Annotated in this window: 11 protein-coding genes and 1 pseudogene; 8 read left to right on the top strand and 4 right to left on the bottom strand. The window is 41.7% G+C overall.

All coding sequences use genetic code 11. The features are described 5' to 3' along the window. From V7K56_RS25880 to V7K56_RS25850, 7 genes and pseudogenes are all read left to right on the top strand, one after another. Positions 1-201, top strand: a pseudogene (locus V7K56_RS25880) (photosystem II D2 protein (photosystem q(a) protein)); the annotation flags it as partial. Positions 202-982: 781 nt separating this feature from the next. Next, the gene (locus V7K56_RS25875; RefSeq protein WP_334914985.1) at positions 983-1,264 is read left to right on the top strand and encodes a 4a-hydroxytetrahydrobiopterin dehydratase; all 282 of its coding nucleotides are present in this window, start codon (positions 983-985) and stop codon (positions 1,262-1,264) included. A gap of 493 nt (positions 1,265-1,757) precedes the next feature. Continuing rightward, positions 1,758-3,494, top strand: coding sequence for an iron uptake porin (locus V7K56_RS25870; RefSeq protein WP_334914983.1), 1,737 nt, complete (start codon positions 1,758-1,760; stop codon positions 3,492-3,494). Between the two features lie 381 nt (positions 3,495-3,875). Next, complete coding sequence (locus V7K56_RS25865) at positions 3,876-4,313, top strand: RrF2 family transcriptional regulator (protein WP_334914981.1); 438 nt, start codon at positions 3,876-3,878, stop codon at positions 4,311-4,313. A gap of 202 nt (positions 4,314-4,515) precedes the next feature. After that, entirely contained in the window at positions 4,516-5,478 is a 963-nt protein-coding gene (cysK, locus tag V7K56_RS25860) for a cysteine synthase A (protein ID WP_334914978.1), read from the top strand. A 15-nt stretch (positions 5,479-5,493) separates the two neighbouring features. Further along, positions 5,494-6,195, top strand: a complete 702-nt coding sequence (locus tag V7K56_RS25855) for a J domain-containing protein (RefSeq protein WP_334914976.1) — start codon at positions 5,494-5,496, stop codon at positions 6,193-6,195. 142 nt (positions 6,196-6,337) lie between these two features. Then, positions 6,338-7,210, top strand: coding sequence for a 6-carboxytetrahydropterin synthase (locus V7K56_RS25850; protein WP_334914974.1), 873 nt, complete (start codon positions 6,338-6,340; stop codon positions 7,208-7,210). A 60-nt stretch (positions 7,211-7,270) separates the two neighbouring features. Here V7K56_RS25850 and V7K56_RS25845 read toward each other — a convergent pair whose 3' ends face one another. Genes V7K56_RS25845 through V7K56_RS25835 form a run of 3 tightly spaced genes read right to left on the bottom strand, consistent with a single transcriptional unit; the run spans position 7,271 to position 9,757 of the window. Continuing rightward, entirely contained in the window at positions 7,271-7,828 is a 558-nt protein-coding gene (locus tag V7K56_RS25845) for a Uma2 family endonuclease (RefSeq protein ID WP_334914972.1), read from the bottom strand. A gap of 41 nt (positions 7,829-7,869) precedes the next feature. Then, the gene (locus V7K56_RS25840) at positions 7,870-8,844 is read right to left on the bottom strand and encodes a PrsW family intramembrane metalloprotease (RefSeq protein WP_334914970.1); all 975 of its coding nucleotides are present in this window, start codon (positions 8,842-8,844) and stop codon (positions 7,870-7,872) included. Continuing rightward, positions 8,837-9,757, bottom strand: a complete 921-nt coding sequence (locus V7K56_RS25835) for a class I SAM-dependent methyltransferase (protein ID WP_334914968.1) — start codon at positions 9,755-9,757, stop codon at positions 8,837-8,839. The genes V7K56_RS25840 and V7K56_RS25835 overlap by 8 nt, the downstream gene beginning before the upstream one ends. 316 nt (positions 9,758-10,073) lie before the next feature. On the opposite strand from V7K56_RS25835, the gene mscL reads away from it, so the two are divergent. Next, positions 10,074-10,505 carry a large conductance mechanosensitive channel protein MscL gene (gene mscL / locus V7K56_RS25830; protein WP_334914966.1) on the top strand — a complete coding sequence of 144 codons (432 nt, stop codon included), beginning with the start codon at positions 10,074-10,076 and terminating at the stop codon, positions 10,503-10,505. A gap of 189 nt (positions 10,506-10,694) precedes the next feature. Here the strand turns inward: mscL and V7K56_RS25825 are convergent, their stop codons facing one another. Continuing rightward, positions 10,695-12,371, bottom strand: a complete 1,677-nt coding sequence (locus V7K56_RS25825; protein ID WP_334914964.1) for a DUF3352 domain-containing protein — start codon at positions 12,369-12,371, stop codon at positions 10,695-10,697. Positions 12,372-12,487 lie beyond the last annotated feature (116 nt).

The raw sequence follows: 12,487 nt of genomic DNA, 5'->3' as shown, positions 1-12,487 counted from the left end.
GTCGGTTTAGCACTGAACCTGCGGGCTTATGATTTCGTCTCCCAAGAATTACGGGCGGCGGAAGACCCAGAGTTTGAAACTTTCTATACCAAAAACATTTTGCTCAACGAGGGTATCCGTGCTTGGATGGCTCCTCAAGATCAACCCCACGAACAATTTGTATTCCCTGAAGAAGTTCTACCTCGCGGTAACGCTCTCTAAGAATATCAAATTTGACCATGACCTGAATTAGGATTGTGGTTGGCAAAAGTTGACACACCCAGATAAAACAATCTCCTTGTAATCAAGCTAATAAAGTGTCAATTTTCACTATTCTCAAGTAATCTCCCATCAAAAGGTGGGAGATTTTTTCTATATATGGTTAATATCTCTAAATTTATATGTTATGTTAGATAAAGGTTATAAACCCGGAGTAAATCCTCTGCCCTTTTGAAAACTAAGACCGCTTAGGCAACAAGGAGGTGATGCCCATGATAGAAAGTAGTAAATGCATGGGTCATCAGGTTGCAGTTAGCCGGCTGTGTGCCGGAGCTGTTCTCTAAAAGTTAGCCTTAGTCATCTTTGAGATACTAAGTTAGCTCAAGTAGCTAGGCAAGCTTGGAGTTCCTTCCGGCAGTCTGGTTGCAACCTGAAGACCCCCTAGACCGCCCTGACTTAGATCATCTGATCTAAATCAGGGCGGATAGTTTTTTATAGGTGATTTTTGTTTTATCAATGGTTACTTTTAAAAGATAAATAGCGATGGTTGTCGCAGATAAAGCCAACCTCTTTAAGTTTTCTTAAAAAGAATAAATATCTTGCATTAAACCTTGGAATATGACCAAATGTAAGAAATAGCGTCTATCTGCCTAAATCTGATTTAAATCTAGACATACTCATTGTGGTTTAATTTATCCTCCCATACTTCCTGTGTGGAGAATAAAAGAGGTTTGCATTTTACAAAGGCAAAATGTAACAAATATATCAGTAGGAATTTATTGATATGGCACAACTACTCACCGAAGTAGAAATTCAAGAACAGGCAAAGAGTCTGTCAGATTGGACTGTTGAAGACTCCAAGTTGGAGATTACCCGCACATTTAAAGATTTTATGGAAGCAATTGAGTTTGTCAATAAGCTGGTGGAGCCGGCTGAGTCAGCGGGACATCATCCAGATATAGAGATTTCCTACAATCAAGTGAAGATTACACTCACAACACATGATGCAGGCGGATTGACGCAGCTGGACTTTGATGTAGCACAGGTGATTTCCCAGATCAATTAATAAGTTGTTTATTTTAACATTTTGCACCAAACGATAAGAAGTCACAGTGATATACAATTTGTATGGTCGAGCCAGTGTGTTCTAACTAGCATGAGATTTATACTAGGGGTAAGTGGAAGAAGCGATTTTTGATGGCAAACTGCTAAGTGTCTAAAGTCTTCAGCAATTTAGCCTGTGTAGAGAGCGAATGACCCAAACCCTACTCCCTGCTTAGATATTTAGATAAGTATGTGTGACAGTTATTAAGGCGATCGCTCCAATCTTGCCATCTAGATCGGATGTTTTATAATGTTATGATATAAAGATATGTTTTTGCATAAGTTAATCACATAAGTTTTTAACCCAAAGTTAATCGTTTATTAGCTTTGCAAAAACTAAAATTGTAGTAGTGGCAACTATGTCTCATCCACAGGTTTGAATGAGATGTCACATTTTCGAGAATTAGGTGCAACAAAATCAATTATCTAAACAAGGTGTGAGGAGTAAGGTAAAAATGTCTAATCTGTTGTGGAAATCCTTAGTGGTTAGTCCAGCAGTTTTGGGAGCAACGTTGTTAGTTTCGACCGCAGCAATGGCGGCTCCAAACCCAACCACAGAAGTATCATCAGCTAAACAACTAGGTGTAACCGAAGTTGCCCAACAGCCAGAAGTATTGGCTCAAACAACCATAGATCAAGTTAACCGCTATAGTAACGAAGGTAATCAAAATAACTCTCAGTCCCAAGTAACATCAGTTTCTCAATTTTCCGACGTACAACCCACTGACTGGGCATTCCAAGCATTGCAGTCCTTGGTTGAGCGCTATGGTTGTATTGCAGGTTATCCAAATTCTACTTATCGCGGTAATCGTGCTTTGACCCGTTATGAATTTGCCGCTGGTTTGAATGCTTGTTTGGATCGGGTTAACGAATTGATAGCCACAGCAACAGCGGACTTGGTGACAAAACAAGATTTAGCTACCTTACAGCGGCTACAAGAAGAATTTTCCGCAGAATTGGCAACCCTACGAGGTCGCGTAGATTCTTTAGAAGCGCGGACTGCTGAATTGGAAGCGAATCAGTTCTCCACTACCACAAAATTAGTTGGTGAAGCCGTTTTTGCCGTTAGTGATGCGTTTGGAAGTAACACTGGTGACAACAACAACACTGTCTTCCAAGATCGGGTACGTTTAGACTTGCAAACCAGCTTCACTGGTAGAGATGTTTTACATACTCGTCTAGCAGCAGGTAATGCACAAGCCTTTTCACTAAGGGATAACGCTAATAATAATCTCAGTGCTCTCGGTGATGCGGAAGGCACACAAACATTTCAAATTGGTGCTGGTGATGGTAACAATAGTGTCAAAATAGACCGCTTGACCTATGAAGTTCCCATCGGTCCAGCCCAAGTTTACTTAGCAGCTAGTGGCGGTCGGCACAGCCATTATGCACCTGTCAATAATCCTTACTTTTTTGATCAAACTGACGGTGGTAACGGCGCTATATCTACCTTTGCTTCTGAAAGTCCTATCTATCGGATTGGTGGCGGTGCAGGTATAGCGATCAATCTACCCCTTGGTAAGAGTGGTGGCATCCTGGGAAATAGTTCGATTACTGGGGGTTACTTAGCATCACAAGCTAATGATCCTGGTGTTATTGATCTTAGTTCAGGTCTGATCGACGGCAGTTATGCTGCTTTAGGACAGTTAAACTTTAGTGTTGGCAATCGTTTAGCTTTAGCTGCTACTTACGTCCACAGTTATAATGCAGCTGGCGGTGCTTTATTTAACTCGGGTTCAACTTCAAACCCAGAGCTTGTTGCAGTAGGTACTAGACAAGGTAACACTTTACTAAATGCAGGTTCTAGTAACTCTTACGGTGTGTCGGCTGCGTTTAGACCCAGCGATAAGTTTTCAGTTAGTGGCTTCATTTCTTACCATGATGTCACAGGCTTTGGTGCTGATGATGATTATGAAGCTTGGAGCTATGGTGCTGGGGTTGCTTTAGTTGATTTTGGTAAACAGGGTAACGTCTTGGGTCTTTTTGCTGGTGTAGAACCCTATTCCCGTAACCGAGCAGTTTTTGCTGGTACTGGTAACGATGTACCTTATCATTTTGAAGGCTTCTACAAGTATCGCGTGTCAGATAACGTCTCCATCACCCCTGGTGTCATCTGGTTAACCTCTCCTGATCAAAATAGCGATAATGATGATGCATTTATTGGTACGCTCAGAACAACTTTTACCTTCTAGAGTGTTAACTATCCACTGACAATTTTGAACTCTATTTCTCCCCGCCATCAGGCGGGGTTTTTTGTTTTCAGTAGCAATAATCGATAAACCCCAGTAGCTAACCGGAGTATACTAGAAAAGTTAGGAGTTATGAGTTATGGCAGGTTTTATATAAATAGACCAGAGTAATGCCTACTCTACAAGTGACTTACGCCGTGAGTAGCTTTTTCTGAGCGGGCTTTTTTAGTAGAAGTTGGCGATATAAAGCTATATATTGCGTAAGATCTGAACTCTGCCAATTTGAGATTTTAAATTTTGGATTTGAGATTGAAGGAAAAATATCAAATCCAAATTGACTAACTTTTAATTCCTAATTCCTAACCCCTAACCTTATTGCTGCTTGTGGAACTATCCTGTAAATCGGAATACGCAATTCTCGCCTTATTAGAGATGGCCGCTCATTACGAAAGCGGCGAACCGCTGCAAATTCGACAAATTGCAGCACAACAAAACATACCCGATCGCTATCTAGAACAGCTACTAGCAACTTTGAGGCGTGGCGGTATAGTTAAAAGTCAGCGTGGGTCAAAAGGTGGCTATCTGTTAACGCGAGAACCCCGAAAAATCATCCTTTTTGAGATTTTGGAATGTTTAGAAGGCTTAGAAGCACAAGTTGGTGAAGAAAACGTTAATTCCAAAAGCACAGACAGTTCAGTTATAGAAGAAATTTGGCAAGAAGCAAGTCGCGCGGCAAATTCCGTCTTGCAAAAATATACCCTCCAGGATCTTTGTGAAAAACGAGATTCGCGGCATCAATCATATATTATGTACTACATTTAGTCAAGAGCAATTTGTCATTTTTTGATGACTAATGACCAATAGCTAATAACTAAATAATTCAAGTAGGAAGACACAAATAAACTTAACTATATCAGTCAAGGGCAAAATAGCTAAAAACCTCTTCCCTCCTGCCCTCCTGCCTCCTGCCTTGTCCTAATTACAATTATTTATGTCACTCTACTTAATAATTAAGGACTAATTTATGCGAATAGCTCGTAACATTACAGAACTGGTTGGTCGTACTCCTCTAGTACAGTTGAACCGTATTCCTCAAACAGAAGGATGTGTTGCAGAAATTTTGGTGAAACTGGAAAGTCTGAACCCATCAGCATCAGTTAAAGACCGGATTGGGGTAAGTATGATTAACGCTGCTGAAGAGGAGGGGCTAATTACTCCTTTTAAGACAGTATTGGTAGAACCCACTTCTGGAAACACCGGAATTGCCCTAGCAATGGCAGCAGCAGCTAAGGGTTATCGATTAATTTTGACAATGCCAGAGACGATGAGTGGAGAGCGTCGGGCAATGTTGCGAGCATACGGGGCAGAACTGGAACTAACACCCGGAATGGAAGGCATGAGTGGGGCAATTCAACGAGCGCAGCAAATAGTTAATACTACACTAAATACCTATATGTTGCAGCAGTTTCGCAATCCAGCTAATGCAAAAGTGCATCGGGAAACTACAGCAGAGGAAATCTGGGAAGATACCGATGGACAAGTCGATATAATTGTGGCAGGAGTAGGTACAGGTGGTACGATCACTGGTGTAGCAGAAGTGATTAAAGCACGCAAGCCTAACACTAAGGCGATCGCAGTTGAACCAGCTAATAGCCCAGTTTTATCTGGGGGACGACCAGGATCCCACAAAATCCAGGGAATTGGTGCTGGATTTATTCCTCAAGTATTAAAGATAAAATTGATTGATGAAGTAATTACTGTCACCGATGAAGAAGCGATCGCCTACAGTCGGCGTTTGGCAAAAGAAGAAGGGCTACTATCTGGTATTTCCAGTGGAGCCGCTTTATGTGCAGCAATTCGCGTTGCCCAACGTCAAGAAAATCAGGGACGTTTAATTGTAATGATTCAGCCCAGTTTTGGTGAGAGGTATTTGAGTACACCGTTGTTTCAAGACCTGGAGGCAAGATTGGCCGCTAGCGTCAGTTAACGATACATTGAATTAATGGTCAATTCTAAGCACGTTTTTAACCATTACGAAACTCTCAAAGTTAGTCCAAGTGCCAGCCAAGCGGAGATTAAGCAAGCTTATCGCCGCTTGGTTAAATTGTTTCATCCTGACAGTAATCAGGAAACAGCTGATCGCGAACAGATTATCCGCATCAATGCAGCTTATGAGGTCTTAGGCGACAACCAAAATCGCCGCAATTATGATCAAGAACTGCAAGATGACTCCCAAAAATTAAATAGCGATCGCCAACAGCGTACAGCATCAGCCCAACAGCATTACCAGACAAGACGAAAAACTGGACGAGATGTTGACGAGCAAGTTGAAGAATGGCTGCGCCAAGTTTATCAACCAGTTAATCGCTTGCTTTGTACCATTCTTTATTCGTTAGAAGAACAAATGGAACAATTAGCTGCCGATCCCTTTGATGATGAGTTGTTAGATGAATTTCAGGAATACTTAAAAACCTGTCGAGATGACCTCAAGCAGGCACAAACTACTTTTCGCTCCCTGCCAAATCCGCCTAGTTTAGCAAGAACAGCCGCTCACCTTTACTACAGCCTCGATCAAGTAGCAGATGGACTTGATGAATTAGGTTATTTTCCTTTGAACTACGATGAGCGTTATTTACACACAGGTCATGAACTATTCCGCATAGCTACGAGATTGCACTGTGAGGCACAAGCGTCTGTTACATAGTTATTGGGCATTGGGCATGGGTCAATATTGCTGGATATCAAAGGACAAATGACAAATGACAAATGACACATAACTTAGGAATTAGTTTATGCTGTAAACAGAAAAAGATTAAGAAATTTTAAATTCTGCTCATAGTGTACTCATGCCATGTATCGTTAATCGCCGCGCCCAGTTTGCAGCAAGTCATCGTTATTGGTTGCCAGAACTGAGTGAAGCCGAGAATATTGAGAAATTTGGTGCTGGTTCTAGATTTCCGGGACACGGACATAACTATGTTTTATTCATCTCCCTAGCTGGAGAATTGAATGAATATGGCATGGTGCTGAACTTGTCTAATGTGAAACACGTAATTAAACGAGAAGTTACCAGTCAATTGGACTTTTCTTATCTCAACGATGTGTGGGCAGAATTTCAACAAACTCTGCCCACGACTGAGAATATTGCACGGATTATCTGGCAGCGGCTAGCACCTCATTTGCCTCTAGTCCGCGTACAGTTATTTGAACATCCTGAACTTTGGGCAGATTATATGGGAAACGCAATGGAAGCCTACCTCACCATCAGTACTCACTTTAGCGCCGCCCATCGGCTAGCTCATCCTAACCTTAGTAATGAAGAAAACACTGAGATTTATGGTAAATGCGCTCGTCCCAACGGTCACGGACACAACTACCAGCTAGAAGTCACTGTCAAAGGGAAAATTGACCCACGTACTGGCATGATTATTGATTTAGGTGCCCTGAATCAAGTGGTAGAAGATTATGTGCTAGAGCCATTCGATCACACCTTTTTAAACAAAGATATTCCCTATTTTGCCGAAGTTGTACCCACTGCTGAAAATATCGCACTTTACATTAGTAATTTACTGCGATCACCTATTAAGGAATTGGGAGCTAAACTTTACAAAGTTAAACTGATTGAAAGTCCCAATAACTCCTGCGAAATCTACTGTACGGACTCTGAATCTGATTCAGTCAGCGTAACCGAGAATCAGCCAGTATTAGCACGAGTTTAGCCAATTGAAAATTAGGTATAGGACATAGGGAATATCTATCATCCCATGCCCAATGCCCACCTAGAAAAGTTTACTTACTAAGCAATTAAAACCTGGTAGCAAAGGACTTGTCAGTTCATCTTGATTAAATAAAGTAGCTGCTAACTTTAATGCAGCCTGTTCGCGTCGATAAACCTCAACTTTCTTCTGTACAGAATCGCAAATCCAATATTCCTGAACCCCTTGCACTGAGTACAGCTTTAGCTTTGTTTCCTTATCGCGTTTCTCGTTTTTTTCGCCGGGTGACAAAACCTCTACCACTAACTCTGGTGCGCCCGTGAGGTGTCCAGCTTCATCTAGCAAGTTTTTTAAGCGTTCATGACTTGCCAATACCACATCAGGGATCACATTGTCAGAATCTGAGAAAATAATTCCAGGTGCGATCGCAGCTTTACCTAAATCAGTTTCATCTGACCAAATATTAAGAACTGTAACAATATTGCCACAACTTGATTGATGATCCCAACTAGGTGATTTAGTCACAAATAGTTCTCCATCAATAATCTCATAGCGATTTCTGTGATCGCTAGCAAATAGCTCTAGGTCAGCAGTCGTCCAACGCACTGGAGTTGTTTGCATAGAAACCCCCTAGTTTTTCTTAAATGATACTTTTAAAAATACTAACGACGGGCGGAATGTCGCAAATAGCGATAAATGCCCCACGCTAAAACTCCAAAAAAGAGATTTAGTAAAAAGCGACTAAATATAAACCACAAAATATCACTGTCAAAAAGCTTTGATGGACTCAAAGGACTAACAGTCCTGACTAAGAGAAACAGCCCAAAAATAGCATTTCCACCTAGCATAAGAGCAAACAACACTAAACTCCTCTGCCAGTAACGGCGCTGGGGTGTACGATCCCAAATCAGGGTAATTACAGGTTTACCTTGCACTTTTCGCAGTAATTGTTCCAGTCGCCAAAACATCCACAACAAAAACGGGAATAAACCATAACTCAGGAAACGTAGGGGTAATGAGTAACCCCAAGCATTAGATAGGATATTAACTAAAGCATGACAGATTACAGAATTTAGCCAAGCCCTAAAAATAAACTTATTGTCTCTATTGAAGTTGTCTCTATTGAAGCGATTTTTAGAGGAAATATAGATTCCTAAAGCATATCCCCAAGGTGCAGAGAACATAGCATGGACTGGCGTGCCGATAGTACGTTCAAAAATTGATGCTGTACCGTGGAAAAGGTAAATCCAGTTCTCTTCGGCAGTAAATCCAAGGGCAACGGCTATGGTGAAGAGGAAAACCGTAGAGTGAAGTAATCGATACTTGCGTTGCAGATAGAAGGTTAGCATAAAAACCGCAGCCAACTTGCAGCCTTCTTCAATTGGGCCTATTTCAACAAGCTGCTGCAAGGCTGTACCAGGAAGCGATCGCTTAATCTGATGCCAGTCTACAAAAGAGTTCGCTACAATTTCAAAATCCCATTCGAGTCTAAGGGCTAAAAAACCAGATATTGCCCCAATGATAAAGAACATCAGTAACTTTAACACAGGTGGGGCAAATGGCATCCGACAGTAGTAGTAGCCTAGCAGCAGCAAGGGTGGTATTGCTGCCCACAACACTAGAGATAAATCAACCACTCACCTGAGCAATTGCTGTACGGTGACGGTGGGTATTGTTGGTGATAGTGGGAGTTTGGAAACCCGCCTCAACAATAGCCTGCTTAATGTCCAAAGCAAAATATTCATCTAAATACGGTTCAGTACTTTTGAGCAAAGTCAAAATGTAGGCTGGCATTTTTTTGTATACTTCAGATTTGGGATTCATATCCATGATTGCCAAGTAGCCACCCGGACGCAGCACGCGCCGCATTTCAGCTAAAATCTGTCGAGTTACTGATTGGGGTAATTCGTGGCACATCAGGAAAATGGAAACTAAATCAAAAGAGGCATCAGGTAGCCCGGTAGATTCAGCTTGGGCATGAAGCCAGTTAATTTTAGCTTGACGTTGTTGGGCACGGTAATTGGCAACAGCTAAAAAGTAGGGAGATAAGTCTAAGCCTGTAATTTTGGCATGGGGATAAATTTCTTGCATGGTAAATGTACTCAAACCCACACCACAGGCCAAATCTAGGATGTCTTGGGGTTGATTGGGGATTTGTACTTTGAGGATATCGTGGTAACTTTGGCGCAGTTTAGCATCTCCTTGTGCTCCGGCATCTGGCCAAATTCCGGCATGGACAGTATGAGCAGCAACTTCTAACTCGCAAGCAGCTTTCCAACTGAGGTTTCCACCTTCGTAGGCATGGAATGCCCGCAAATAGTATTCTGGGTAGGAAAGCTGAGGATTTTCTACTTGAGCTAGATCATCCTTCCAATCAAGCGCTTGTAGTGTTTCGACTTCTTGCGTCCAAGGCACACCAATTCTCTCAGCACGTTTAATCATCATTTGTCTAGCTTGATGCTTGGCTAGGTTAGCTAAAGGTTGGATTGCCAGTATGCCATTCACCAAGCGGGAAGCTAAACCAGGATTATTGTTTACAGCAACGGTCATAAATCAGTTTGCATTTAACAGCCTTTTCTACTTATGACATACTTGCTGGACGGCAGTCTAGAAATGAATTGAATTGTATAACGGCAGTCTGCCTCCTTTCGCTTGCCCCAAGCAACAAATATTATAGAAGGTTGACATTTGCAGAGTAGCAAAGTTCTGAAAAAATGAGAATTATGCTGGTTTACATTTTGTATTTATCAGAGAATTTTATTCAAAACTGGTAAAATTTTCATACTTAGCAGCATTTGTCTCAACAGGGATAGCAAAAAGCTGAGTGCCATTTATATACAGTAAGTTAAGCTTATTGGAGTCAAATATGGCCAGAGCAAGAAGAAGAGCAAGTGGCTTTTTAAAAGATTTTCAAGATTTTGCCCTTAAAGGCAATGTAGTTGACTTGGCGATCGCTGTCATCATTGGTGGTGCTTTTGGTAAGATTGTCACTTCCTTTGTTGAAGATGTGATCATGCCATTGATTAATCCCTTGGTTAGTTTTGCTGGCAAAGACTGGAGAACAATCGCCATTGGCCCGGGAATCAAGATTGGTCACTTTCTTGGCGCAATAGTTGACTTTGTAATCATTGCCTTAGTTTTATTTGTGGCAATTCGAGTTTTACAAAAATTCAAGAGACAAGAAGAAGTCGCCGATGAACCCTTGCCAGATCCTAACCTTGTAGCCCAAGAAAGATTGACTGGCGCGTTGGATAGACTCAACCAAACCTTGGAAACTCGGAATAATCAAGTTTTGTAAGTGAGGAGTGGGGGGACGAGGGAGAAATCAATTCAAAATTCAAGTTGCGCTTCTAGCGCACCAAAGGTGCGACTCAAAATTCAAAATTGAAGATTCAATGCCCAATGCCCCATGCCCAATGCCCTGCAAAAGCCTTGATATACAAAACTTTTGACTTTTGACTTCCGCCTTGCGGTAATGCCCAATGCCCTACTTTGCAGTCGGCTTGAGAGCTAACAACATTTCTAATTCACTAGTAGATTTATCAGGACTAATAGCGGTAAAACCAATACCACGAATGGAATTCAAAATGGTGATGGTATCGGCGTTAGACGATACAAAACTATTGATTAGGGGCACAGTTTTAGTTTTATCCATATCAAGGTAGAAATAGCCGCCGTTGGGCTTTTGCAAAGAACCAGTAACGGCTTTGAAGGCGTCGCTAGTGTCGAGAGATGGATTCTTGCGATCACTAACTGTGTCAGCAATCGGGCCACCAAGAGCTATAAATACAGTATCTTGATCTAGCCAACCATGTGCCAATAAAGCTCCTTGCCGGGGAATTTGCCATTCAGTTACGTCTTTACCACCGATATTTCTGTTGGCGACGTTGATTTGTTGAGTTTTGGCAAGAGTATCCAATTTGGTTAAGGTGGCTTCGGCAGTTTTGCGATCGCTAGTATCAAATACTAAAGCACCTCCAAAACCAACATTCGCTAACACTCCTTGATTTGATGGAATCGCACCAAAGGCGAATTCCCCATTCATCCAGCCAAAAATATCCTTATCTAAGTCTAGATCGGCGAATTTCAGTTGTCCTCGCGCTTGTTCTAGAGCTTGCTTCATTTCTGGATAATCTTTTGACTGTTCTACTAGCACTTCCCAACCACGGCTGATGCCATTTCCGCTAATCAGAGCAAAGGTATCGGCAGGAAATTGCCCAACTATATTCCCAGGACTTGATTGATACTGAAATTTATTTAATTGCGGATCTAAATTAGCGATCGCTTTTACCCGCACTCCCCCATCATCAACACCAACACCGACTACCACAGATTTTATCTGCTTCAGTTGTGTAAGGGTTTGTGGGGGTAACTGCTTTGCCTGCGGATTTCCAGCAGTTAATTGCTGTATCATCCCGGCATAGTCTGGTACATAAATTTGGGCGAGGCTGTTTTTAACATCCACTCCTTTAAGAATACTGCTAGCACCTTCTTTACTGGTAAAAGAAGACTGTCCCTTAAATGTATCAATTGCTTTTTCTACAGCTTGCTTTTCGGGGGCTAATACCAACTGACTATCATTTAAAACTACGCTATATGTCGGCTTGCCATTTTGTGTAGTTTCGACAATTTTTTGACCTTGATAGTCAGATTCCTGTAATTTCACTCCTTTTTGTGACTTCAATTTGTTAGCAAAATTCAAGGCGCTGAGTTTGTCCTTGATTCCCACCACTATCAGGATATTTGATTCCTGCTGTAAATTTGTTGGTACATTAGGTCCCCCAGAGGGTACCTTTAACTGTGCTGGTTTTACAGGATTTGGTGGCAATACAGCAATCATCACACCATCAGCCCAAGGCTTTATGTCTTTTTCATAAGAAACGTTACTGTCACTGAACATTTGCTGATTGAAATTTTCCAGACCTTTTGCCACTAACTTTTGTGCTTCTGGAGTGCCAAACTGCTGTAATTTTGCCCAGGCTTCAGAGTCAGTAGTAATATAAGTTGCCATCAGTGCTGCTGAAGGTACTACTTTAGCACTGTCTAGAGCGTCCGAACTACCTCCTGGTGAGCCTTTAAAGTACATATAAGCCGCTATACTTCCGGCGACAACAACAGCAGCACCAACAGCAGGAATGAGAAATTTTGATTTACTTTCTGGCATTTTATTATCCTCTTTTTGCTCAGATTGTCACCGAGATTTATACAAGTGTCACTGTAGAGTTTTCGGATTTATTAGTAATTTCCGCTAATCCATCGCTACTGGAGTTTAGACTAACC

This window comes from Nostoc sp., assembly GCF_036917535.1.
Classification (GTDB): domain Bacteria; phylum Cyanobacteriota; class Cyanobacteriia; order Cyanobacteriales; family Nostocaceae; genus Nostoc.
This window is presented reverse-complemented; position numbering and strand designations above follow the sequence as displayed.

Bases quoted from the DNA above. Each gene is read 5' to 3' on its own strand.
- V7K56_RS25875 (WP_334914985.1), top strand. From the start codon at position 983: ATGGCACAACTACTCACCGAAGTAGAAATTCAAGAACAGGCAAAGAGT.
- V7K56_RS25870 (WP_334914983.1), top strand. From the start codon at position 1,758: ATGTCTAATCTGTTGTGGAAATCCTTAGTGGTTAGTCCAGCAGTTTTG.
- cysK (WP_334914978.1), top strand. From the start codon at position 4,516: ATGCGAATAGCTCGTAACATTACAGAACTGGTTGGTCGTACTCCTCTA.
- V7K56_RS25855 (WP_334914976.1), top strand. From the start codon at position 5,494: ATGGTCAATTCTAAGCACGTTTTTAACCATTACGAAACTCTCAAAGTT.
- V7K56_RS25850 (WP_334914974.1), top strand. From the start codon at position 6,338: ATGCCATGTATCGTTAATCGCCGCGCCCAGTTTGCAGCAAGTCATCGT.
- V7K56_RS25845 (WP_334914972.1), bottom strand. From the start codon at position 7,828: ATGCAAACAACTCCAGTGCGTTGGACGACTGCTGACCTAGAGCTATTT.
- V7K56_RS25835 (WP_334914968.1), bottom strand. From the start codon at position 9,757: ATGACCGTTGCTGTAAACAATAATCCTGGTTTAGCTTCCCGCTTGGTG.
- mscL (WP_334914966.1), top strand. From the start codon at position 10,074: ATGGCCAGAGCAAGAAGAAGAGCAAGTGGCTTTTTAAAAGATTTTCAA.
- V7K56_RS25825 (WP_334914964.1), bottom strand. From the start codon at position 12,371: ATGCCAGAAAGTAAATCAAAATTTCTCATTCCTGCTGTTGGTGCTGCT.